General features: G+C 58.4%; 21 protein-coding genes. 18 read left to right on the forward strand and 3 right to left on the reverse strand.

Annotated features, from left to right (window positions below; translation table 11 throughout):
- Position 1: 1 nt before the first annotated feature.
- From D8U82_RS16500 to D8U82_RS16510, 3 genes are all read left to right on the forward strand, one after another.
- On the forward strand, positions 2–631 hold the full coding sequence (locus tag D8U82_RS16500) for a LysE family translocator (protein ID WP_016773765.1): 630 nt from the start codon (positions 2–4) through the stop codon (positions 629–631).
- A gap of 196 nt (positions 632–827) precedes the next feature.
- Positions 828–4,352, forward strand: a complete 3,525-nt coding sequence (locus D8U82_RS16505) for a calcium-binding protein (RefSeq protein WP_130902535.1) — start codon at positions 828–830, stop codon at positions 4,350–4,352.
- Between the two features lie 95 nt (positions 4,353–4,447).
- Positions 4,448–6,301: a hypothetical protein gene (locus D8U82_RS16510; protein WP_130902536.1), complete on the forward strand. Its 1,854-nt coding sequence runs from the start codon at positions 4,448–4,450 to the stop codon at positions 6,299–6,301.
- 127 nt (positions 6,302–6,428) lie between these two features.
- On the opposite strand, the gene uraH is transcribed toward D8U82_RS16510, so the two are convergent.
- Entirely contained in the window at positions 6,429–6,782 is a 354-nt protein-coding gene (gene uraH / locus D8U82_RS16515; protein ID WP_024012214.1) for a hydroxyisourate hydrolase, read from the reverse strand.
- Positions 6,783–7,202: 420 nt separating this feature from the next.
- On the opposite strand from uraH, the gene puuE reads away from it, so the two are divergent.
- The 8 genes from puuE (at position 7,203) to D8U82_RS16565 (ending at position 15,360) form a co-directional block, all read left to right on the forward strand.
- Entirely contained in the window at positions 7,203–8,129 is a 927-nt protein-coding gene (gene puuE / locus D8U82_RS16525; RefSeq protein ID WP_024012213.1) for an allantoinase PuuE, read from the forward strand.
- The gene (uraD, locus tag D8U82_RS16530) at positions 8,126–8,641 is read left to right on the forward strand and encodes a 2-oxo-4-hydroxy-4-carboxy-5-ureidoimidazoline decarboxylase (protein ID WP_016773760.1); all 516 of its coding nucleotides are present in this window, start codon (positions 8,126–8,128) and stop codon (positions 8,639–8,641) included. The genes puuE and uraD overlap by 4 nt, the downstream gene beginning before the upstream one ends.
- A gap of 87 nt (positions 8,642–8,728) precedes the next feature.
- On the forward strand, positions 8,729–9,724 hold the full coding sequence (alc, locus tag D8U82_RS16535; protein WP_071171520.1) for an allantoicase: 996 nt from the start codon (positions 8,729–8,731) through the stop codon (positions 9,722–9,724).
- A 141-nt stretch (positions 9,725–9,865) separates the two neighbouring features.
- A complete protein-coding gene (locus tag D8U82_RS16545) occupies positions 9,866–10,369 on the forward strand; it encodes an ureidoglycolate lyase (RefSeq protein ID WP_093103207.1) in 504 nt (167 codons plus the stop codon).
- A gap of 51 nt (positions 10,370–10,420) precedes the next feature.
- Positions 10,421–11,734: a urate hydroxylase PuuD gene (locus tag D8U82_RS16550; RefSeq protein WP_130902538.1), complete on the forward strand. Its 1,314-nt coding sequence runs from the start codon at positions 10,421–10,423 to the stop codon at positions 11,732–11,734.
- Between the two features lie 168 nt (positions 11,735–11,902).
- Positions 11,903–13,255 carry a nucleobase:cation symporter-2 family protein gene (locus D8U82_RS16555; RefSeq protein ID WP_095180786.1) on the forward strand — a complete coding sequence of 451 codons (1,353 nt, stop codon included), beginning with the start codon at positions 11,903–11,905 and terminating at the stop codon, positions 13,253–13,255.
- Positions 13,256–13,417: 162 nt separating this feature from the next.
- Entirely contained in the window at positions 13,418–14,203 is a 786-nt protein-coding gene (locus D8U82_RS16560) for an outer membrane protein OmpK (RefSeq protein WP_130902539.1), read from the forward strand.
- Positions 14,204–14,574: 371 nt separating this feature from the next.
- The gene (locus D8U82_RS16565) at positions 14,575–15,360 is read left to right on the forward strand and encodes an outer membrane protein OmpK (RefSeq protein ID WP_024012208.1); all 786 of its coding nucleotides are present in this window, start codon (positions 14,575–14,577) and stop codon (positions 15,358–15,360) included.
- A gap of 91 nt (positions 15,361–15,451) precedes the next feature.
- Here D8U82_RS16565 and D8U82_RS16570 read toward each other — a convergent pair whose 3' ends face one another.
- Both D8U82_RS16570 and D8U82_RS16575 read right to left on the reverse strand, forming a co-directional pair.
- A complete protein-coding gene (locus tag D8U82_RS16570) occupies positions 15,452–16,624 on the reverse strand; it encodes a patatin-like phospholipase family protein (RefSeq protein WP_130902540.1) in 1,173 nt (390 codons plus the stop codon).
- 35 nt (positions 16,625–16,659) lie between these two features.
- Entirely contained in the window at positions 16,660–17,592 is a 933-nt protein-coding gene (locus D8U82_RS16575) for a lipid A biosynthesis lauroyl acyltransferase (protein ID WP_130902541.1), read from the reverse strand.
- A 117-nt stretch (positions 17,593–17,709) separates the two neighbouring features.
- On the opposite strand from D8U82_RS16575, the gene minC reads away from it, so the two are divergent.
- From minC to D8U82_RS16610, 7 genes are all read left to right on the forward strand, one after another.
- The gene (gene minC, locus D8U82_RS16580) at positions 17,710–18,447 is read left to right on the forward strand and encodes a septum site-determining protein MinC (protein WP_038861964.1); all 738 of its coding nucleotides are present in this window, start codon (positions 17,710–17,712) and stop codon (positions 18,445–18,447) included.
- Between the two features lie 169 nt (positions 18,448–18,616).
- Complete coding sequence (gene minD / locus D8U82_RS16585; protein ID WP_007913953.1) at positions 18,617–19,429, forward strand: septum site-determining protein MinD; 813 nt, start codon at positions 18,617–18,619, stop codon at positions 19,427–19,429.
- Positions 19,429–19,683 (forward strand): cell division topological specificity factor MinE, encoded by a 255-nt coding sequence (gene minE, locus D8U82_RS16590; RefSeq protein ID WP_003223146.1) that lies wholly within the window; start codon positions 19,429–19,431, stop codon positions 19,681–19,683. The genes minD and minE overlap by 1 nt, the downstream gene beginning before the upstream one ends.
- 90 nt (positions 19,684–19,773) lie before the next feature.
- A complete protein-coding gene (locus tag D8U82_RS16595; RefSeq protein ID WP_024012204.1) occupies positions 19,774–20,409 on the forward strand; it encodes an RluA family pseudouridine synthase in 636 nt (211 codons plus the stop codon).
- Between the two features lie 152 nt (positions 20,410–20,561).
- Positions 20,562–21,404 (forward strand): hypothetical protein, encoded by an 843-nt coding sequence (locus D8U82_RS16600; RefSeq protein WP_130902542.1) that lies wholly within the window; start codon positions 20,562–20,564, stop codon positions 21,402–21,404.
- Between the two features lie 94 nt (positions 21,405–21,498).
- Positions 21,499–22,593 (forward strand): hypothetical protein, encoded by a 1,095-nt coding sequence (locus D8U82_RS16605; protein ID WP_125927495.1) that lies wholly within the window; start codon positions 21,499–21,501, stop codon positions 22,591–22,593.
- Positions 22,594–22,671: 78 nt separating this feature from the next.
- Positions 22,672–23,961, forward strand: coding sequence for a M18 family aminopeptidase (locus D8U82_RS16610; RefSeq protein WP_016773748.1), 1,290 nt, complete (start codon positions 22,672–22,674; stop codon positions 23,959–23,961).
- The last annotated feature ends 392 nt before the right edge of the window (positions 23,962–24,353 follow it).

Below are 24,353 nucleotides of genomic sequence, written 5' to 3' on the forward strand. Positions count from 1 at the left end.
GATGAGTCTGGAAACCTGGCTGCTGTTCAGTGGCGCTGCACTGGTGGTGATCCTGATCCCGGGGCCACTGTCATTGCTGATGATCAGCAACAGTCTGAATTACGGTTTGCGCCGGTCGTACCCCGCGTTCCTGGGTGGCGTGATCGCCTCGATCTGCCTGCTCAGCGCTTCGGCACTGGGGCTTGGCGCTCTGTTGCTGGCCTCGGAACAGTTGTTCAGCGCGCTGAAAATCATCGGTGCGCTGTACCTTTTTTATCTCGCCTGGCAGAGCTGGCAGCAGTCGCGTCAGCCATCGACGGGCGCCGAAGTACCCGAAGCCGCACCGGTGCCGCGTTTTCGCACATTGTTCGGACGCGCTTTTGTCCTGGGTGCGAGCAACCCTAAAGACATCCTGTTTTTCGCCGCGTTTCTGCCACAGTTCCTCCGCGCAGACCAACCGTTTCTGCCGCAATTACTGATCATGATTGCGACCTGGGTAGTGCTCGATCTGTGCTGCAAACTGGCTTACGGTCTGGGTGCCAATGGTGCCGCACGTTATTTGCGCAGCGGCAAAGGCCAGAGTTGGTTCAATCGGGTGAGTGCCGGACTGTTTGGTGGTGCTGGCGCGGCGTCGTTGCTTGGCAGCCACTGACTGAAAAGCGCCACTATTGATTATCCTGCCGGAATGGATCTCGGGCAGGATCATGTTGTTCATAAATCCATTAAGTGCGAGCAACATCCAATCCCTGATATGCAATAGATAGCAACAACCCTTCGATATACAGGCCTCGAAAGGCCAACGTAATATCCTTGGCCTTAACAACAATTGCCGGAACAAGGAAGTTCTAATGGCCACACTTATACGCGAAGCAACAGCACAAACCGACCCTGCAATACATGCGGACACGCAACCTGTTTCCGATACCGTCATAATTATGGATTTGGGCTATGAATCCAACGAATACAAGCCTTCAACCATCGACCATGGCCAAACCAATGGAAAATCGAGTCAATTGCAAATGGTGGACGAAGTGTTCGGCCCTTTGGAAATTGGCGATATTTCGATTACCCGTACCGCACTCGACGGACTAGGCGCGACCATTGACGGCCAGCCATTGAATGGCAAGAACAGCTTCTTTCGCCGACCCAAACTTTCTTTTATCAATAGCCTGCAGTTCGACGCCAATAAAGTTGAACACTTTCTGAAAACTTCAACGGGCAGCGATAGCTACTTGTTACCCACACTCCTGTTTGAAATGGCCAGCCAGCGCCCGCTTGGCGCCCCTCAGCTATTGAGGGAAAACAATGCCAATGAAAAGGTCGCCGGCAATTACCGCGACAAACTGGTAAAACTTCTGAGCGCAGCGCAGTCGCTTGATCTACAACACGTGCACGTCCCCAAACATCATCCCCGCTGGGCCGCATTGACCAAAAGTTACGCGACGCTGGGCTCCAGCGTGGGCATCCAGGGCTTCGGCATTTTCATCGGGATTCGTGGCGTAATCGATGCGATCAAAGCCGATAACCGTGCTGAAGTAGCGATAAACAGCGCGGGCATTGCATCGGAACTGGCCTCCATCGCGGCCGATGTCACGGTCAGTAAAATAGCCACGCAGATGCTCACAGCCGGACAGAATGCTTACCGGGACTTCGCCCGAACACGCTTCGCACTCAGACTGGGTCGATCGGGCGGTCTGGTCGGCGGCATGCTGACGCTGCCCTTCGACATCTTTACCGCCGTCAGGTCCATGAATGCCGCTGAGAATGCCACCGGCAAAGAGGCTATGGATCATTACGTCAGCGCTGGCCTGAGCATTACCAGTGCAGCCATGACTGTCATTCTCGGCACTGCCGCGATGGCCGGTTTCTCGTTTGCCGGCCCCGTCGGGCTTGCAGCCGGCGCGATTCTCGCCATTGGCTCGCAGGTCTACGGTGCGGTACGGATCGTTGACGACATAGATGACTACATCGAATTAACCGTTGATGAGCGGTGGCGTAGCGGATGGTTTTCGTTCTGCATGATGGACGTCGACGAAAGCGTTCAAAACCGCTATATCAAGGCCAAAACACTACTTCAACACTCATTGCAGTTAAAAAAGACCGCGAGAACGCTACTCGATGGCCCCTTGAAAGAGAGCACCGAAGCCATCGTCAATGGCAAGTTTGATGTACGCCTGAAACCGACGCGGGTCTGGAAACGAAACTGGTGGACCAAACAGGATGCGTGGGAGTCGGTCAATGTCCCTGAAGTGGTAGGCACCGATGACATCATTGATGCAAGCGCAGGGGTTACAAAAGATACACCCGGTGCGGAACTGGGAGTTGCGGCAGAGGGCAAAAACAACCTGTGGTTTCTCAGCGAGGGTAACGACTCGATCAAAGGTGTAGAAAAAAAACCCAACACGTTCTATTACAAGTCAGGAAAAAAACAACTGTCGGGCGGTGAAGGCAATGACCAGTTCCTGTTTGAGAACGCAGCCGCTTTCCTCGAAAAGGACAGTCATGTCGCAGAATATTCAACGCTCAGCGGCGGCGCAGGAAATGACACACTGGTACTTGGCGGCAATTACTCCTCTCGTGATACGAACAGAACTGGCTATGACATAGATTTGCTGGCCGGAACATTGCAGATCATCACCAGCGATGTCGATGCCGAGAATAACAAGATATCCATCCTGCACAGTTTGCTGGACAGTATCGAAAATATTGAAACAGTCCATCGCGCAGCAAGCGTAGTAACCGGCACTGCGCAAAACAACGTCATCAAATCACGGGGCAGCGACATCATTGAAGCTGGCGCCGGAGACGATCAGATATTCCTCTCCCACGAAAAAGCAAAAGCGTCGGGAGGCGCCGGTGCGGATCAATATTACATTGCGCATGTGGCTGGTCGTTTTTCCATCATCGATGATGGTGAACAGACCAGTTATATCGTGATGAATTGGCGCAAGGACCTGATTGAGTCCTGGGCTATCGAGGGCAATGACCTGGTCATCCGCTCAGGCTTCGAAATCCAAGACAATCCCAAAAACGTATTGACCATTCATGACGTTTACAAGAAATACGAAGGCACGAGAAAGCTGAGCAACAAAAATCTGATTTTCATAACCAGTGATGATTGCCATTTCAGGCTTGACCTGCCTGAAACAATCCCGGATGGCCACACCGCTGATATACCGGAAATTTTCGTCAAACGTGGCAAACCGGTAACACCGATCATTATTTATGCGCCGGAATGCTGGATCCGACATCGCAAGGAAGCGAGCTATTACGTACCGAGAACCGGCAAGGCCAACACTTTCTACGCGGTTTTACGTCCGGATGTCATAACCCGGATATATCTGGACTTCACCAGTGATGAGCTGACAAAAGCCGAGGCGCATTTTTTCTCCGAGAAACCCAAGTCATACCGACTGACTGTCGGTTGCCATCTCGTCTATCACTTCGGCGCGAAGACCATCAAGCTGAATTATTACTCGGCTGCGCGTAACGAGGACGATCACGACAATATCACCAAGATCCTGCGAACCATGGCCGTTCGACCGTTCGGCCGTTATGTGTTGATTTTCAGGGACGGTGTCGTTGCAAACGCTGGTCTTACAACGGAAACCGACATCCCGCCAGCCTTTACTGACTTCTCGGTCTCGAGGCATTGGGTAACCCAGATGAAAGTGCCACTCACGGGTCGTTCTCGACAGTGCTTTTATGCGCTGCCTGAGAAAGCGGGTTACTCGCTTGGCACTTTGAGGAGTTGCGCAATGCCGATACCACTGGCCGTGCAAACCAGCATGGACGCCTATGAAGGAGTGGGTGCGAGTTATCTCATCCACGTACTGCCTGACATGACTATCAGACTCTCGACTCCTGGCGCGCTCGCCAATGCCAAAGAGCGGCTTCCCTACTCATCCACTTGGGAACTTGATGCAACGCAGCTCGGCGAAGTCGATATAAAACTGGAAGAAAACCGGCTCTCCATCGGCACTACCACTTTTTATCTGCCTGTCTATGAAAGCGAGGACTTGATAGACCATATCCGCGTTATTACCACCGGTGGAGTTGTACATACGGTCGATCTGGTCTTTGACCGTGTCTATCTGGATGGTCTCGATGCACGTTTTTTCGAAGAGCCCGACGCCTCAAAAGCACTCCCGCAAGCTCTTGCCGCATTGGCCAATGACGAAGTCAAAGCCTGGAACATTATCTGCCTTAACGACCAGACCGCGCGCGTGGGCTACAACTTTGCCGCGCATGGCTGGGTATTGCGTGCCGACAAATCCCGCATCGAAAAGTCTGCTTTAAGGGTGGTGAATCGCTGCAACCACCAAACCAACATTTTCGGCCCCGTTTCTGTGATGAAAGTGCCTCCCGCGTAGTTCGCCGGTCGTTCGTCAATAAACCCATTTTTTCGAGCGTTGCTGTCTACGCGGCATTTGCACGCGTCTGCGCGCTCTTTTACCGAGCATTCCCCATGGCCAAGTCACCCAAAAAAGTCCCTGCAGTAAAACCACCCAATGCCCCCGATGCTGGACATTCCGGCTCACCGCCTCTCGTCAGCCGTATGGGCCTGGACATGCCTGACGCCCTGCTTCTGGGCATCGATTCACCGGCCGTCAGTCAAGCGGCAAGCACATCTGCCGCAGCCAGCACACCGCCCACGGTTACTGTTCACGCCCTGCCGGATGCAACGGAAAACTTCAGCGCCACTCGTAACGCAATCGCCTGGCCGCAAGAGCGTTTCCACGAACTGGTGCCAGTGGCGCAGAACGAAGGTTTGTTCACCGGACCGGATCAGCGCACGTACGCTCAGATCGCTAATGAAGGCCAGTTCGTCGTCGAGCAGGACGGGCAAGGCAATTATCATGTGCCTCTGACCTTCGCACCCGGTGTGCCCGGCCTGCCCCTGACGCGCCTCGAGGGTCAGACGACTTGGCAGATCCGGCGGCCCGAGAGGCTATCCAACCGGCCTGCATCCGCCACCCCCAACCTGCCCTCATACATCTCGCCTGCCGACGCCATGACGCTGAGCAAGCCTGAGCTGGCAACGGAGGGCCTTCGATACAACAGACTCAGGCAGACCTTCGTAACGACGGTGGACGGCACGGTCATGGTGCGCAAAAACAAGGATGGCGAATACCAACAAGCGTTTGCCTCGACGAGCAATGCACCCGACGTTTTCTTCGAGCAAATCCCCGGCACTGTTTTCTGGCGACAAAAACCGCCAGGGGCGAAGCCATCGCAAACGCCAGCCCAATCCAGCCAGCCAGGCGAACAGACCGATCAGGCAACACCTGGCCCGAGCAAGCGTCCCCGACTTGCCGAAGCCGTAGAAACGCTAACCGCGGCGACAGCCAATCCGTCCTCTGACAACGACCAGACGCCGTATTTCTGGCTTCCCTGGGGGCATCTGAACAAACCTGCGCACACCGAATCGGTACAGCTTGGCTGGCTGCATTATCCAATCGTTCCGGTTGGCTCGAATACGGCGCCCACCGTGTATTTCGTATGTCATCCCGAGTTTTTCCCGAGCGGTTTCGACGCTTTCGAGAACATGCTGAAAAACGCCCCCGAGCAACAGCCGGTGGCGACGTTTCGAATCGGCAGCGATCCAGGTGAAGTCCATCCGGGCAAACGCTTTTTCGAAGAGCCGATAGCAACGTCCGTCGCTCGCGCGTTCCCTGATTTTTCGCAAGCGACAACGACAGCCGTTGCCCGCAGGTTATTCGAACTCGCCGATCATTCCCCGACGATTACCGGCACCGGTCTGATCAACGTTCAGGCCGTCTTGCATCAATGGAAGCAATTGCCATTTTCCACAGCACCTGATTTTGCCGACCCGCTGAATATGCTCGCCATAGCGCCAGACATCGACCTGGGGGGCAAGCGGCTTATCCCGATGCCTTCCCAGACCGACAGCGAATTGCAACGCCTGACCTTTGATCCACAGCACTTCTCCTCCGCCTGGAATCATTACAAGACCTATCCATCGGATCTGAATCTGCGGCGATTGCTCGGCGCGTTGCTGGTCGGCTGTGGTTACGAGCTGTTTCCACTGACCTATGAACACAGAATGCCGACGCTGGTATTCAAACGAGCCGGTCACGATCAAATCTTCTTTTTGAAACTGGGGGCAATCAGTCAAGCCGGCCTGACTCACGTTCCTGGCAACGAACTGACAGAACCGAGCTTGCCCGCCAGAATCGGTCAGGACGCTTTCACCGCACTGACCGATGCAGCGACGCGGAACAAGGTGGTATGGCTGATAGGAGGCGTATTGAAGGTCGCGTCCACGCCAGACTCGGTGTTCATTATTCGCGAGCGTTGACCCGAGACTCGACTGCGCCGGCAGTTGCGCCGTAAAAACGCATAAAAAAAGCCCGCAGTGTGAGCGGGCGAAAGACCAAAGAAGCTATATGCGCAGTCGCTTCCCGGTGGGGGCAGCTGCTTGGGGGTCAGCTGCCCCGATACGTGGAATAGCTGTAAGGCGAAATCAGCAGGGGCACGTGATAGTGCTCCTGCTCGGCGGAAATGCCGAAACGCAGTACGACGACATCGAGAAACGCCGGCTCGGGCAGTTGTACGCCACGGGCGCGGTAGTAATCGCCGGCATGGAACTGCACCTGATAAACCCCGGTGCGATAATCGTCGCCTTGCAGCAACGGCGCATCGACCCGGCCATCACTGTTGGTTGTCGCACTGGCGACCAATTCCAGCTGCGATCCTTCAACGCGGTACAGCTCGACCTTGATCGAGCTGCCCGGGCAACCGTGTGCAGCGTCCAAAACGTGTGTTGTCAAACGTCCCATTGATTCTGCGCGCCTGGCCGCAACAAGCGGTCAGACTTCGCGCCTCCCGAAGTCAGTTGAAAAGGAGACCGCACCGTTTCGGAGCATGAAACGCTGCGGCGAGCGACTGATTAAGACACTTTTCAAAAAAATTGTACACAATAAAAACGACATTTTTCGCTTCACCCCCGCCATGCGGGTCTTTATCACCAATTCGCAGGCAAAGCGCCTGATCATTGAACCTTCTATTCATTAGCTGACTGGTCAGGCAGGTTTCTTGCAGGCTGGAACCATTAACAGCAAAAGATGACAGCCGGTGAAAAATGCGAAAATTCGGGCTTACAAAATATAAATAAAGTTGTATACAATCAGCCCATCGCTGTGACGCCAGCCTGCCAGGCCGCCACACCAATCTGTCAACGTACAAGAAGGAAGACTGCAGTGAGCGCTGACTACCCACGCGACCTGATCGGTTACGGCAGTAACCCTCCTCACCCACACTGGCCGGGTAATGCCCGGATCGCCCTGTCCTTCGTACTCAATTACGAAGAAGGTGGCGAGCGCAACATTCTGCACGGCGACAAGGAATCCGAAGCCTTCCTCTCCGAAATGGTCGCCGCTCAGCCGCTGCAAGGCGCGCGCAACATGAGCATGGAATCGCTTTACGAGTATGGCAGCCGCGCCGGCGTCTGGCGGATTCTGAAGCTGTTCAAGGAATTCGACATTCCGTTGACCATCTTCGCCGTGGCCATGGCCGCCCAGCGTCACCCGGACGTGATACGTGCGATGGTCGAGGCCGGTCACGAAATCTGCAGCCATGGCTACCGCTGGATCGACTACCAGTACATGGATGAAGCGCAGGAACGTGAGCACATGCTCGAAGCGATCCGCATCCTCACCGAACTGACCGGCGAACGTCCGCTCGGCTGGTACACCGGCCGCACCGGGCCGAACACCCGTCGCCTGGTCATGGAAGAAGGCGGTTTCCTCTACGACTGCGACACCTACGACGACGACCTGCCCTACTGGGAGCCGAACAACCCGACCGGCAAACCGCATCTGGTGATCCCCTACACCCTCGACACCAACGACATGCGCTTCACGCAAGTGCAGGGTTTCAACAAGGGTGACGATTTCTTCGAATACCTCAAAGACGCGTTCGACGTGCTTTACGCCGAAGGTGCCGAGGCGCCGAAAATGCTTTCGATCGGTCTGCACTGCCGCCTGATTGGCCGTCCTGGTCGCCTCGCTTCGCTCAAGCGCTTTATCGAATACGCCAAAAGTCATGAACAGGTGTGGTTCAGCCGTCGCGTCGACATCGCGCGTCACTGGCAAGAAACCCACCCGTACCAAGGGACTGCAAAATGAGCCGCTTTCAAACCCTGCAACCGTCGACCCTGAGCCGCGACGCTTTCGTCAAAGCCTTCGCCGACATCTACGAACATTCGCCATGGGTGGCCGAAAAGGCCTACGACCTCGGTGCGGACGCTTCGATCGACGAGATCGAAACCCTGCACCAGCGCATGAGCGATATCCTGTTGAGCGCCGATCATGCCAGCCAGCTGGCCCTGATCAACGCTCACCCGGACCTGGCCGGCAAAGCTGCCGTCCAGGGCCAACTGACCGAAGCCAGCACCAATGAACAGGCTGGCGCCGGTATTCACCAATGCACGGCCGAAGAGTTCCAGCGCTTCACCGAGCTGAACGACGCCTACAAAGCCAAGTTCAAGTTTCCCTTCATCATGGCGGTAAAAGGCAGCAACCGGCATCAGATCCTCGCGGCGTTCGAAACGCGCATCAACAATTCGGTGGAAGCCGAGTTCAAATGCGCGCTGGCGGAGATCAACAAGATTGCCCTGTTCCGTTTACTGACTCTTTAGCAAGCCTGGCCCGAGCGTGAATGAACGCGCAAACGCCCAGGGCCCTGCGAGCATCCCCAGCCAACTTATCAAAGGCAGACAAGAAGAATGAAAGCTTACGCCGTACCTTTCGAAAAATACGTCAACCTGGCCGACGCCCGTCTGGGCACCAAGATCATTTCGGTCACCGATGACTGGTTCGCAGACGCCAATCGTCTGTTCCAACCGACCCCGGCCGTATGGAAGGAGGGCGTGTTCGATGACAACGGCAAGTGGATGGACGGCTGGGAGTCGCGCCGCAAGCGCTTCGAAGGTTACGACAGCGCGGTGATCCGTCTGGGCGTGCCGGGTTCGATCAAAGGCGTGGACATCGACACTTCATTCTTCACCGGCAACTATCCGCCGTCGGCCTCGCTGGAAGCGTGCTTCCTGGCCTCGGGCGAGCCGGATGAAAACACCCAGTGGACCGAAGTGCTGTCGGCCGTCGAGTTGCAGGGCAACAGCCACCACTACCACGAAATCAGCAACGACAAAGCGTTCAGCCACCTGCGCTTCAACATCTACCCGGACGGTGGTGTTGCCCGTCTGCGCGTATACGGCATTCCGTTCCGCGACTGGTCCGCTGTGGGCGACAACGAGCAAGTGGACTTGGCAGCAGCCCTCAATGGTGGCCGCGCCCTCGCCTGCTCCGACGAACACTTCGGCCGCATGAGCAACATCCTCAACCCGGGCCGTGGCATCAACATGGGCGACGGCTGGGAAACCGCGCGTCGTCGCACACCAGGCAATGACTGGGTGATCGTCGCGCTGGGTCATCCGGGCGAGATCGAGAAGATCGTCGTCGATACCCTGCACTTCAAGGGCAACTACCCGGACACTTGCTCGATCCAGGGCGCGTTCGTGAAAGGCGGCACCGACAGCCAGATCGAAACCCAGTCGCTGTTCTGGCGCGAACTGCTGCCAAGCCAGAAGCTGGAAATGCACGCCGAACACACCTTCGTCGAGCAGATCAAGGCACTCGGCCCGATCACCCACATCCGCCTGAACGTGTTCCCGGATGGTGGCGTGAGCCGCCTGCGTGTATTGGGCAAGGTTGCTAAATAACACCGCACTGATCGTTCCCACGCTCTGCGTGGGAATGCATCAATGGACGCTCTGCGTCCGCTTTGGATGTGACGCGGAGCGTCACGGGCTGCACTCCCACGCAGAGCGTGGGAACGATCACTCAACGAAAAGAAGAACAGCATGCGCACACTGACGATTGAACCGCTGACCAAAGAAGCCTTCGCCCCTTTCGGTGACGTGATCGAAACCGACGGCAGCGATCACTTCATGATCAACAACGGTTCGACCATGCGCTTCCACAAACTGGCGACGGTCGAAACCGCTCAGCCTGAGGACAACGCGATCATCAGTATTTTCCGCGCCGACGCGCAGGACATGCCGCTGACCGTTTGCATGCTGGAACGCCATCCGCTGGGCAGCCAGGCTTTCATTCCGCTGCTCGGCAACCCCTTTCTGATCGTGGTCGCGCCAGTTGGCGATGCACCTGTATCAGGCTTGGTCCGCGCCTTCGTCACCAACGGCAGGCAGGGCATCAATTACCATCGCGGCGTCTGGCACCACCCGGTGCTGACGATCGAAAAGCGGGATGACTTCCTGGTGGTTGATCGCAGTGGCACAGGCAATAACTGCGATGAGCATTTTTTCAAAGAGGATGAGCGGTTGATCCTCGCCCCCCACCAATAAGAGAAGGTCTGATCACTCGACAACAAGAGTGACAGGCGAGAGGTAAAGACTGTGGAAGCACATCTGTTGGAATGGCTGAACCTGAGCGTGCGCTGGGTTCACATGATCACTGGCGTGGCCTGGATCGGCGCGTCGTTCTACTTCGTCTGGCTGGAGAACAACCTCAACCGCGTCAACCCGAAAACCGGCCTGGCCGGTGATCTGTGGGCGATCCACGGCGGCGGCATCTACCACCTGGAAAAATACAAACTGGCCCCACCGTCCATGCCGGACAACCTGCACTGGTTCAAGTGGGAAGCCTACTTCACCTGGATGTCGGGGATCGCGCTGCTGTGCGTGGTGTTCTACTCCAACCCGGTGCTCTACCTCGTGGCACCCGGCAGCGGCCTCAGCGGTCCTGAAGGCGTGGCCATCGGTATCGGCTCGCTGATCGTCGGCTGGTTCGTCTACGACTTCCTCTGCGATTCGGCCCTGGGCAAGAAACCCGCCCTGCTCGGCTTCATCCTGTTCGTGCTGATCATTGCCGCCGCCTATGGCTTCAGCAAAGTGTTCAGCGGTCGTGGTGCGTACCTGCACGTCGGCGCGATCATCGGCACCATCATGGTCGGCAACGTGTTCCGCATCATCATGCCGGCGCAACGGGCACTGGTCGCGGCGATCGCCGAGAACCGCACGCCGGATCCGGCCCTGCCGGCCAAGGGTCTGCTGCGTTCGCGTCACAACAACTACTTCACCCTGCCAGTGCTGTTCATCATGATCAGCAACCACTTCCCGAGCACTTACGGCAGCCAGTACAACTGGTTGATCCTGGCCGGGATCGCGGTGTTGGCGGTATTGGTGCGTCACTACTTCAACACCCGTCACGACAGCCACAAGTTTGCCTGGACCCTGCCGGTGGCAGCGGTGGGCATGATCTGCCTGGCCTACGTCACCGGCCCGACGCCGATGTCGACTGCACCTGAAGTGGCCAAGGCACCGGCGAAAATCGAGTACCAACCGCTGCCGGAGACGGCACTGGGCGGTGGCGCGAAACCGGCCGAAGCGGCGCAACCTGCGGCACCCGCAGCCCCTGCGGCGGCATCCGCGCAAGCCTCGAATGCCGGCCCCGGTTTCGACAAAGTGCACAACGTGATTCAAGAGCGTTGCACGGTGTGCCATTCGTCCAAGCCGACCAGCCCGTTGTTCAGCGCAGCCCCGGCCGGTGTGATGTTCGACACCCCCGAGCAGATCCGCCAGAACGCCGCGCGCATTCAGGCGCAAGCCATCACTACGCAGATCATGCCACTGGGCAACATCACCCAGATGACCCAGCAGGAACGTGACCTGATCGGTGCCTGGATTGCCCAGGGAGCGCAGACCAATTAATCGTTAAAAGCATCGCTGGCAAGCCAGCTCCCACAGGGTTTTGCATAGCCTGTGTGGGAGCGGGCTTGCCCGCGAATGGCCGCTCCGCGGTCTGCCTGATGCAAAGAAACAGCTGCAAGCAACCCGACAGCTGTTAATCACAAGAATAAAAAAGATCCGAGGTGTTGCATGTCCGAGCTGTCCAAAGCGCGCATCCCCGACGCACCCGCCATTCAGCGTTTGCCCCTTTTGCAACTGATCCTGGTCGGTCTGCAACATGTTCTGCTGATGTACGGCGGTGCCATCGCGGTGCCGCTGATCATCGGACAGGCCGCTGGCCTGAGTCGTGAAGAAATCGCCTTCCTGATCAACGCCGACCTGCTGGTCGCCGGCATCGCCACTATCGTGCAGTCGCTCGGCATCGGCCCGATGGGCATTCGCATGCCGGTGATGATGGGCGCCAGTTTCGCTGCGGTCGGCAGCATGGTGGCCATGGCCGGCATGCCCGGCATCGGTCTGCAAGGGATCTTCGGTGCAACGATCGCTGCCGGTTTCTTCGGCATGCTGATCGCGCCGTTCATGTCCAAGGTCGTGCGTTTCTTCCCGCCGCTGGTGACCGGCACCGTCATCACCTCGATCGGTTTATCGCTGTTCCCCGTGGCCGTGAACTGGGCCGGTGGCGGTGTCGACGCCGCGCAATTCGGTTCGCCGATTTATCTGGCCATCGCTGCGCTGGTGCTGGCGACCATTCTGTTGGTTCATCGCTTCATGCGCGGATTCTGGGTCAATATTTCGGTACTGATCGGCATGTGCCTGGGCTACGTACTGTGCGGCGCGATCGGCATGGTCGACCTCAGCGGCATGGCCAGCGCACCGTGGATTCAGTTCGTCACCCCGCTGCATTTCGGCATGCCGAAATTCGAGCTGGCACCGATTCTGTCGATGTGTCTGGTGGTGGTGATCATCTTCGTCGAGTCCACCGGGATGTTCCTCGCGCTGGGCAAGATCACCGGCCAGGAAGTCTGCCCGCGCATGCTCCGTCGTGGCTTGTTGTGCGATGCCGGCGCGTCGTTCTTCGCCGGTTTCTTCAACACCTTCACCCACTCCTCGTTCGCGCAGAACATCGGTCTGGTGCAGATGACCGGCGTGCGCTGCCGTTCGGTGACCATCGTTGCCGGTGGTCTGCTGATCGTCCTCAGCCTGTTGCCCAAAGCGGCGTTTCTGGTGGCATCGATTCCGCCGGCAGTGCTGGGCGGTGCGGCGATTGCGATGTTCGGCATGGTCGCCGCGACTGGCATCAAGATCCTCCAGGAGGCGGACATCGGTGACCGCCGCAATCAGCTGCTGGTCGCGGTGAGCATCGGCATGGGCCTGATCCCGGTGGTGCGTCCGGAATTCTTCGCCCACCTGCCGATGTGGATGAGCCCGATCACCCACAGCGGCATCGCCATGGCCACGCTCAGCGCGCTGACGCTGAACCTGCTGTTCAACATCCTCGGCGGCAAGGAGCGTGCGGCGATCAATGATTGCCATGCGCACTGATTTAAACCACCACACCACCTGTGGGAGCGAGCCTGCTCGCGAAAGCGCTGTGTCATTCAACATTGATGGCGACTGACACAACCGCTTCGCGAGCAGGCTCGCTCCCACAGGGACTACGCAACTGCTTGTGCCTCAAACAATAAAAACAACAGGGAGCAACAGATGATCCGCACGCAAAGCAACGTTCTGTTGAGTGGCGGCCTGCTGGCCGCGAGTCAGGCCATGGCCGGCGATCTGCTGCTATGGCAGACCAACAGCCTCAGCTATCTGTACGGCAAGAATTTCGCGATCAACCCGTCCTATCAGCAGACGGTCACCTTCGAGCACGCCGACAAGTGGAAGTACGGCGACAACTTTCTGTTCGTCGACAAGATCTTCTACAACGGCAAGGAGGACCCGAACAAAGGTCCGCACACCTTCTACGGCGAGTTCACCCCGCGCTTTTCCTTCGGCAAGATCCTCGACCGCAAGATCGAGTTCGGCCCGATCAAGGATGTGCTGCTGGCAATGACCTACGAGTACGGCGAAGGCGAAAGCGAGGCCTACCTGATCGGTCCCGGCTTCGACCTGAAAGTACCTGGCTTCAACTACGTCACCCTGAACATTTTCCGTCGCCAGACCGAAGGCCCGCGGCCCGGCGATGGTGTCTGGCAGATCACCCCCGCGTGGTCCTACAGCTTCCCGCTGGGCAATTCCGATGTGCTGATCGACGGCTACCTCGACTGGGTCGTCGACAACGACGAAAACTCACGCGGCACCTACCACGCCAACCTGCACATCAATCCGCAGATCAAATACGACCTCGGCAAAGCCATGGGCTGGAGCCAGAAACAGGTATACGTCGGCACCGAGTACAGCTACTGGAAGAACAAATACGGCATCGAAAACAGCCACGCGTTCGATACCAACCAGAACACTGCCAGCCTGCTGCTGAAGGTGCACTTCTGAGATGGCCCGCAACCGTGCGCCATGCCTGTCGTCGGTGCTCTGTTGCGGGGCACTTGAGCCTTGGCCGAGGAGTCAGTATTCTCCGCGGCCTTCCGAATTCGCTCTAAAAAAAAGCCCGAATTCAATTTCTGACCGAAAAGCCAACTTATCCCGGCTGCAGTCAGTCCTGAGGCATCCCGAAAACACGCTCGTCGACTGTTTTTCAGCAGCCGAACGGGCGTTTTTTGGTTTTTCGAAAGCCTTGGCGCAGCTTTTGCTACCAGCATTCAAAGCTGACCGATCGGATGAAATTTGCGGTACGAAAAAAGGCGCCACATCAGAGCGCCGAACTTAAAAAAATAACGTGGAACACCTACTTTGGGAGCAACCGAATGAAACGTATGTGCACCAGCCTGATGCTGGCCGGATCGATGTTCGCCGGCGGCCAGGCGATGGCCGAAGGCCTGCTGCAGTGGCAGAACAACAGCCTGACCTACCTGTATGGCAAGGACTTCCAGGTCAACCCGCGCATTCAGCAGACCGTGACCTTCGAGCACGCCGATGCCTGGAAGTATGGGGACAACTTCCTGTTCATCGACAAGATCTTCTACAACGGCAAGGATGATGGCGGCGTCGGCTCCAACACCTACTACGGCGAGCTCAGCCCGCGCCTGTCGTTCGGCAAGATCTTCGATCAGAAACTGGCCTTCGGCCCGGTGACTGACGTGTTGCTGGCCATGACCTACGAGTTCGGTGAAGGCGATACCGAGTCGTACCTGATCGGTCCGGGCTTCGACCTGGCGATTCCGGGCTTCGACTACTTCCAGCTGAACTTCTATCAGCGTCACACCCAGGGCGCACGCGCCGGTGAAAATGTCTGGCAGATCACCCCGGTCTGGTCCTACACCATCCCGGTGGGCAAATCGAACATCCTCATCGACGGCTTCATGGACTGGGTGGTCGACAACGACTCCAACTCCAAAGGCGATTACCACGCCAACCTGCACTTCAACCCGCAGGTTAAATACGACTTGGGCAAGGCGCTGAATTTCGGCGAGAAGCAGTTGTATGTCGGTGTTGAGTACGACTATTGGTCGGACAAGTACGGGATCAAGGACAGCCAGTACTTCAAGACCGATCAGAGCACCACGAGCTTCCTGGTCAAGTTCCACTTCTGACCCTAAAAGCTTCGCGAGCAGGCTCGCTCCCACATTCAGACCGAGTTCCAATGTGGGAGCGAGCCTGCTCGCGAAGGCCGCACCGCAGATTTCAGGCAGGAGCCACCGCTTCAGATATCCGCAAAAACCGGCACAGTTCCTCGCGCTTGGCCAACGCATCCCGCCGCCCCAACTCGATCAACTCGCTGCAATACCCCGCCTCGAACAGCAGGTAACTGAGCACCCCCGCCCCGCTCGTCTTCGTCGCGCCCGGCCCGCGCAGAAACAGGCGCAACGCCGCTGGCAGCTCCTGGCGATGCCGCGCGGCGATTTCGTCGATTGGCTGACTCGGCGCAATCACCAGCACCTCCACCGGCGCCACACCCAGCGCACGGGTCGGCGTGCCGGCCGGGAGCAAATGACTGAACTGATTCAGACGCTGCAGCAGCTCGATATCGCTCTCCAGACTGTCGATAAACGTGCTGTTGAGCATGTGCCCGCCGATCTGCGCCAGCGTCGGTTGCTGGCCGCTGTACGCGCGCTCCAGCGGCTGCTGCAGATCGACGCCGCGCGGGTTGCCGCTGACGCCCACCACCAGCACGCGACTGGCACCCAGATGCAGCGCCGGGCTGATCGGCGCCGACTGGCGCACTGCGCCGTCACCGAAATATTCCTCGCCGATTTTCACCGGCGCGAACAACAGCGGGATCGCCGAACTGGCCAACAGGTGATCGACCGACAACTGCGTCGGCACACCGATGCGGCGGTGCCGCAGCCAGGCGTCGATGGTGCCGCCGCCCTGATAGAACGTCACCGCTTGCCCCGATTCGTAGCCGAACGCGGTCACCGCCACCGCATGCAATTGCTTGCGCGCGATGGATTCGGCGATGCCGGGCAGGTGCAGTTTTTCCTCGAGCAGTTCGCGCAGCGGCGAACTGTTGAGCAGCGCCACCGGCATCTGTCGACCGAGACCGAGCAGGCTGTGGCTGACGAAGCGGCTGGCTTGATGGATCACGCCCGGCCAGTCGCTGCGCAGCACGCGGTGGCTGCGAAAGCCCTGCCAGAACTGGGTCAGGCGTTCGATGGCGGCGCGAAAGTCCGTGGCACCACTGGCCAGACTGACCGCATTGATCGCCCCGGCCGAGGTGCCGACGATCACCGGAAACGGATTGTCCGCGCCGATCGGCAGCAACTCGGCAATCGCCGCCAGCACCCCGACCTGATAAGCCGCCCGAGCCCCGCCGCCGGAAAGAATCAAACCTGTAACCGGTTCAGCAGGACTCATCGCAACACTCCACAGTGCTTGTCAGTACGGGTGAATCAACGACGCTTGGGATAAAGTTTCGGCTCACCCGGCGGGCGACTCTTGAAGCGCCGATGCGCCCATAGATATTGCTCGGGGCAGGCACGCAAAGCGCTCTCGACCCACTGATTGATGCGGATGCAATCGGCCTCTTCGCTCTCGCCGGGGAAGTCTTCCAGCGGCGGATGAATCACCAGGCGATAACCACTGCCGTCGGCTAGACGTTCCTGCGTGAACGGCACCACCAACGCTTTGCCCAGGCGCGCAAACTTGGTCGTCGCAGTGACGGTGGCGGCCTGAATGCCGAACAACGGCACGAAGATGCTCTGCTTGGCGCCGTAATCCTGATCCGGCGCATACCAGATTGCCCGGCCCGAGCGCAGCAGTTTGAGCATGCCGCGCACGTCATCGCGCTCCACCGCCAGCGAATCGAGATTGTGCCGCTCGCGGCCACGGCGCTGGACGAAGTCGAACAAGGGGTTTTTGTGTTCGCGGTACATGCCGTCGATGGTGTGCTGCTGGCCGAGCAGCGCCGCGCCGATTTCCAGGGTGGTGAAATGCGCGGCCATGAGGATGACGCCTTTGCCTTCACGCTGGGCCTTCTGCAGATGTTCAAGGCCTTCGACCTGGGCCAGTTTCGCCAGACGCTCGCGCGACCACCACCAGCTCATCGCCATTTCGAAGAAGGCGATGCCGGTGGAGGCGAAGTTTTCCTTGAGCAGGCGTTTGCGCTCGGCGGCGGATTTTTCCGGGAAGCACAATTCCAGATTGCGCCGGGCGATGGTTCGCCGGTCGCTGGCGACGCGATACATCAACGCGCCCAAAACTCGACCGATGGTCAGCAGCGCCGGATACGGCAGCTGCACGATCAGCCACAAAAGCCCCAGGCCGCACCAGAGCGGCCAGAAGCGCGGAGCAAGATATGCTTTTCGAAAACGCGGGCGATCCATTAAAGCTTCCGTAAATACAGTGGCCGCGCATTCTACATCGTTCGACCCGGCTTGCGGCTCGCGGGCGTTCTCGTTATAAGTCTCGGCACTTTTAGTGACAAGCCGTTGTATGCCGACATGAGCCAAACCGACCCGTTAGACCAAGATCCCGTATTCCAGCTCAAGGGCAGCATGCTGGCCATCACTGTGCTGGAACTGGCCCGTAACGACCTCGAAAGCCTCGATCGGCAATTGGCCGCCAAAGTCGCCCAGGCGCCGAATTTTTTCAGCAATGCACCGCTGGTCCTGGCGCTGGACAAACTGCCGCCGAACCAGGGCGCGGTTGATCTGCCGGGGCTGATGCGCGTCTGCCGTCAGCACGGCCTGCGTACCCTGGCCATTCGTGCCAGCCGCATCGAAGACATCGCCGCTGCCATCGCCATCGACATCCCTGTGCTACCGCCCTCGGGTGCCCGCGAGCGTCCGCTGGAGACGCCGGAAGTCGAAGTCAAAAAGAAGCCGGAAAAGCCACCTGAGCCGACGGTCAAACCGACCCGCGTAATCACCACGCCAGTACGTGGTGGCCAACAGATATATGCCCAGGGTGGCGATCTGGTCGTGGTCTCTTCGGTCAGTCCGGGGGCGGAACTTCTCGCCGATGGCAACATCCATGTATACGGCCCGATGCGCGGCCGAGCACTGGCCGGCGTCAAAGGTGACACCAAGGCACGGATTTTCTGTCAGCAATTGAGCGCTGAACTGATCTCCATCGCCGGTCATTACAAGGTCTCCGAGGATTTGCGTCGCGATCCGATGTGGGGCTCGGGCGTCCAGGTCAGCCTGTCAGGCGACGTGTTGAACATCATTCGGCTTTAACGGATACTGCCGCATTTTCCAAGCATCTCTAAAACGTAGCGAAAACGGCTCAAACGAAGTAGGAAAAAGGCCTAAAGCCAAATTCCAGCCAAGGCTGTCCGACTGCAGTAGTTTTCAAGAGATGTTTTTCAGGGGCTGAACAGTCCTTCTTCCTTAGGGGTGAAACACCTTGGCCAAGATTCTCGTGGTTACATCCGGCAAGGGTGGTGTGGGTAAGACCACCACCAGCGCCGCTATCGGTACCGGTCTCGCTCTGCGCGGCCACAAAACAGTGATCGTCGACTTCGACGTGGGCTTGCGTAACCTCGACCTGATCATGGGTTGCGAGCGCCGCGTGGTGTATGACTTCGTCAACGTGGTAAACGGCGAAGCCAACCTGCAACAGGCACTGATCAAAGACAAGCGCCTGGAAAACCTCTACGTACTGGCGGCCAGCCAGACCCGCGACAAAGACGCGCTGACCGTCGAAGGCGTGGAAAAAGTCCTGATGGAGCTCAAGGAACAATTCGAGTTCGTCGTCTGCGACTCCCCGGCGGGCATCGAGAAAGGTGCGCACCTGGCCATGTATTTCGCCGATGAAGCGATCGTCGTGACCAACCCGGAAGTGTCCTCGGTACGTGACTCGGACCGCATGCTCGGCCTGCTGGCAAGCAAATCGCGCCGCGCCGAACGTGGCGAAGACCCGATCAAGGAACACCTGCTGATTACCCGCTACCACCCGGAGCGTGTTGAAAAGGGCGAGATGCTCGGCGTTGAAGACGTCAAGGAAATCCTCTCGGTGACCCTGCTCGGCGTCATCCCGGAATCCCAGGCGGTGCTCAAGGCTTCCAACCAGGGCGTGCCCGTTATTCTCGACGACCAGAGCGATGCCGGTCAGGCTTACAGCGATACCGTCGACCGCCTGCTGGGCAAAGAAAAAGCCCACCGATTCCTCGATGTCGAGAAGAAGGGATTCTTCGAGCGCCTGTTTGGAGGTAGGTAATGAACCTTTTTGACTTCTTTCGTGCCAACAAAAAGCCAAGTACCGCCTCGGTAGCGAAAGAGCGTCTACAGATCATCGTGGCGCATGAGCGCGGCCAGCGCAGCACGCCGGATTACCTGCCAGCCTTGCAGAAGGAACTGGTCGACGTGATCCGCAAGTACGTCAACATCGGCAACGACGACGTACATGTTGCACTGGAAAGCCAGGGCAGTTGCTCGATTCTGGAACTCAACATCACCCTGCCCGATCGGTGAGTCGATCCGGCAGGTATGACGGCGGTTCAGGGCCATTCCCCAGTGGAATGGCCCTGAACCGCCGTTGGCATTTGTTACGAGGCTGTTTTAATGCCGCTGTCCAACATCCGCATCATTCATGAGGACGCCGCCGTACTGGTGGTCGACAAACCGACCCTGCTGCTCTCGGTGCCCGGGCGCGCTGACGACAACAAGGACTGCCTGATTACCCGCTTGCAGGAAAACGGCTACCCGGAAGCGCGCATCGTCCATCGTCTGGACTGGGAAACCTCCGGTATCATCCTGCTGGCCCGGGATGCCGACACCCATCGCGAGCTGTCGCGGCAGTTTCATGATCGCGAAACCGAAAAGGCCTACACCGCTTTGGCGTGGGGTCAGCCGGAACTGGACAGCGGCAGCATCGACCTGCCCCTGCGCTACGACCCACCGACCAAGCCACGGCATGTGGTCGATCACGAATTCGGCAAACATGCGCTGACGTTCTGGAAGGTGCTGGAACGGTGCGGCGACTGGTGCCGGGTCGAATTGACACCGATTACCGGGCGCTCGCATCAATTGCGCGTGCACATGTTGTCGATCGGCCATCCGCTGCTCGGTGACGGACTCTACGCCCACGAGCAAGCGCTGGCGGCCTGGCCACGTCTGTGCCTGCACGCGAGCATGCTCAGCTTCACTCACCCGCAAACCGGCGAACGCCTGCGCTTCGAGTGCCCGGCGCCATTCTGAAATGCGTAAATACTTTGAAAGCCCTTCCTTGCGAAGGGCTTTTTTTGTCCTGCCAGAATTCCACCGGCAATAGATTGACGTAAAGAACTGTCATAAAATTGTAATCAAATATAAAGTCATGGCACTTCGATATCAGGCAGGAGGCCTCTTCCGTGTTCTGCAGCAAAACACTTCAATCCGAATACCCCATTGTGTGCGCATTCGGTAACACCACCCTGCACCTGAGCGAAGCACCCAGCATCCAGGCACACCAGGCCCTGGAGCAGCTCATTAAAAAACGCCGCGCGCACAAACTGACCCGAGCCAGCGCACCGTTATCGTCCTGTGAAACACCACTCTTTGCCAAGGTCCAGCCATTGGACACGTTCAAGGCAAAGGTGCGGGTGAGTCTGAACAAACCGCAACGCAACGGGCGCTTCGACTGGCCGCTCGAAGAACTGATGAATTCCCTCGAAGCTCAGCGCCGGGGCGTGGAGATGCCTGCGCTGAAGGGCTATGGCTATACCCGCAGCAGACTCGGCCTGACCGAGGAATTTTTCCTCCTGACTCACCTGCTCGAAGGCCATATGGATGGGGCCGAGTGCATCAGACGCAATCCCGAAAACATCGAGACCTTTATCCTCGACGCGTTTCAACTGCTCAGCTCGCTCGCCAGCAAGAACATCACTCACATGGATTTCTGGGTGGGCAACATCATGGTGCCCGAGCAAACGCAAAGGCCACTCAAAGCCATCGACTTTGAAAACTGCTTCGCCGGCCCGACCGCGCACGCAAGTGAAACACTCGGTTTTCAACTCGGCTTCTTCTATCGTCGGGATATCTACAAGTTCATTACCGAAGCTGCCTACGATCGCCTGGTCGATCAATATCTCAGCGCGCTGCCCGGTCTATCGAGAGACAGGTTCGGGGCGGTCTATCAGTTGAGCAAACATGAATACGTCGGTCGCAAGCAGCGCCGAGAAGTCTTCCTCAGTGGCAGACTGATCACCGGTTGACGCCCACCCCGGCAACACTTTGAAGCAAGTGCCCGGCCTGCAAATCAGCGGAGCAATACGGTAGACTCGCGCCCCCCGCCGTATGGAGCCGCTTATGCGCGAAGCCTTCCCCCCCATGGAAAAAGTACCGCACCAGTTGCTCTACCTGATCTATGGTGACAAAGACGTTTATCGGCGCGAGGCGAAATTCAGCATCCTCACCGCCCTGGCACAACTGCAGCCAAGTGAATCACTGTGCATCCGAGTGCTGACCGATCGTCCGCAGGACTATGCCGGCTGGCCGGTCGATACCGTCACTTTGAGCGAGCAGACCCTGATCCAGTGGCAGGGTGAAAACGGCTACCACCACCGCCGCAAAGCGTGCGCCATTGCGCTGGGCCTGACACTCGCAGAAAAAACCCTGTTCGTCGATTCCGACACGCTGTTTCTTGATTCGCCGCACCGGCTGTTCAGCATGATCACGCCCGGGCGTTACGTGATGGACCGCTTCGAATACGACTGGAGTTACGTCTGTAACCGGGCAGACTACAAAAAACTCGCGCGCTGCCTGCAAGTCCACGGGATTTCGTCGGCGAACAGCTTCAAGCTCTACAACAGTGGCTTGTGCGGTGTCACCGATGGCGATTCAGCGCTGCTGGACAAGTCGATCCGGCTGATCGATGAGTGGACGCAGGACCCGTTCGACATCCATACGATCGAACAGATTGCACTGTCGTTCGCCATGCGCGACCAACCGATCCAGGAAGCGAAGAAATTCGTCTATCACTACTTCGCCGACAAAAACTTCTTCCACGCCATGCAGAAACACTTTTTCGCCCGCCATGGCGAGGCCTTCCACCCCGAACTGCCAGCGCTGTGCACCGAGGTTCCGCGCAGCAAGCCCGTCCCCTCGACCTGGCAGCGCCTGCGCATCAAGTGGAAGCTGCGCAAAAAGCGCGGCGGCATGAAGAAAGTCGGCCGAGCATTGCTGTTCGGCAGTGCTGCACCTGCCCACCCGTATTACGAGATCTGCCGTCACGAATGGTGGGAATCGGCGTCGCGGGAAATCCTGCGTTGGGACAGCGTTGCGCAAAAGGCCTTCTTCGGCAGCGGCAAGGGCTGGCCGAAGCACCTGCCGAAACCCGCCAGAAAGGATGATCAACAAGCGATCATTGCCTACCTGCGCAAGCGCATCGATCAGCACTCCTGAGCGTGCTTGCGCAAACCACTTGCCCAATGGCGCCGAGTGATGCGTTAAACTGCCGCCCATTGCTGTCTGGAGTTTCTTATGCGCGCAGAGTTGAACCAGGGCCTGATCGACTTTCTCAAGGCCTCCCCTACCCCGTTCCACGCCACCGCCAGCCTCGTTCAGCGTCTGGAGGCCGCCGGCTATGTGCGCCTCGACGAGCGCGAGCCATGGTCCACCGAGGCCAACGGCCGCTATTACGTCACCCGTAACGACTCCTCGATCGTCGCGATCAAAATGGGCCGCAACTCGCCACTGCACGACGGTATCCGTCTGGTCGGCGCCCATACCGACAGCCCGTGCCTGCGGGTCAAGCCGCAACCGGAACTGCAGCGTCAGGGTTTCTGGCAGCTGGGCGTCGAAGTCTACGGCGGTGCGCTGCTGGCGCCGTGGTTTGACCGCGATCTGTCGCTCGCCGGCCGCGTGACCTTCCGCCGTGACGGCAAGGTCGAGAGCCAGTTGATCGACTTCAAGGCACCGATCGCGATCATTCCCAACCTGGCCATTCACCTCAACCGTGAAGCCAACCAGGGCTGGGCGATCAACGCGCAGACCGAACTGCCGCCGATCCTGGCGCAATTCGCCGGTGACGAGCGCGTCGATTTCCGCGCCGTGCTCACTGATCAACTGGCCCGCGAACACGGCTTGAATGCCGACGTCGTCCTCGATTACGAGCTGAGTTTCTACGACACGCAAAGCGCGGCGGTGATCGGCCTGAACGGCGACTTCATTGCCGGTGCGCGTCTGGACAACCTGCTGTCGTGCTACGCCGGCCTGCAAGCGTTGCTCACCGCCGAAACCGACGAAACCTGCGTGCTGGTCTGTAATGACCACGAAGAAGTCGGCTCCTGCTCGGCGTGCGGCGCCGACGGCCCGATGCTCGAACAGACCCTGCGCCGCCTGTTGCCGGAAGGCGACGAGTTCGTCCGCACCATCCAGAAATCCCTGTTGGTGTCGGCCGACAACGCCCACGGCGTGCATCCCAACTACGCGGACAAGCACGATGCCAACCACGGCCCGAAACTCAACGCCGGCCCGGTGATCAAGGTCAACAGCAACCAGCGCTACGCTACCAATAGCGAAACCGCCGGCTTCTTCCGCCATCTGTGCATGGCCGAAGAAGTCCCGGTGCAAAGCTTCGTGGTGCGCAGCGATATGGGCTGCGGTTCGACCATTGGCCCGATCACCGCCAGCCATCTGGGTGTGCGCACCGTCGACATTGGCCTGCCGACCTTTGCCATGCACTCGATTCGCGAACTGTGCGGCAGCCATGACCTGGCGCATCTGGTCAAAGTGCTCAGCGCGTTTTATGCCAGCCGTGAATTGCCGTAACGGCTGACAAGCTTCGCGAGCAGGCTCGCTCCCACAATTGAACTGCATTTCATTGTGGGAGCCAGTCATCTCCCCTTGAAATGCCAATCAACCTGTGGGAGCGAGCCTGCTCGCGAAAGCGCCTTTGCAGACAGCGGAATCCTCTCGGCCTGATGCATTCCTGAACCACATCACACCCTGCCTCGAAAACCCGCCTAGACTGCAAGAATCCTCTACAGACAAGGCAGTCTTCATGATCTCGATGTCCTCCTTCCACGCCATGCTCATTCCCATCCTCAGCGGAATGATCCTGCTGGCCATCGGCTTCAACTTCCGCGACAAGAACGCCGGGGTTTTCGCCATGTGGATCGGCATGCTGATGATCCTCGCCACGGTGGTCTACAAGATCCTCG

Origin of the sequence: Pseudomonas sp. Sample_23 (assembly GCF_004307595.1) — a bacterium.
GTDB classification, from domain to species: Bacteria; Pseudomonadota; Gammaproteobacteria; order Pseudomonadales; family Pseudomonadaceae; genus Aquipseudomonas; species Aquipseudomonas atacamensis.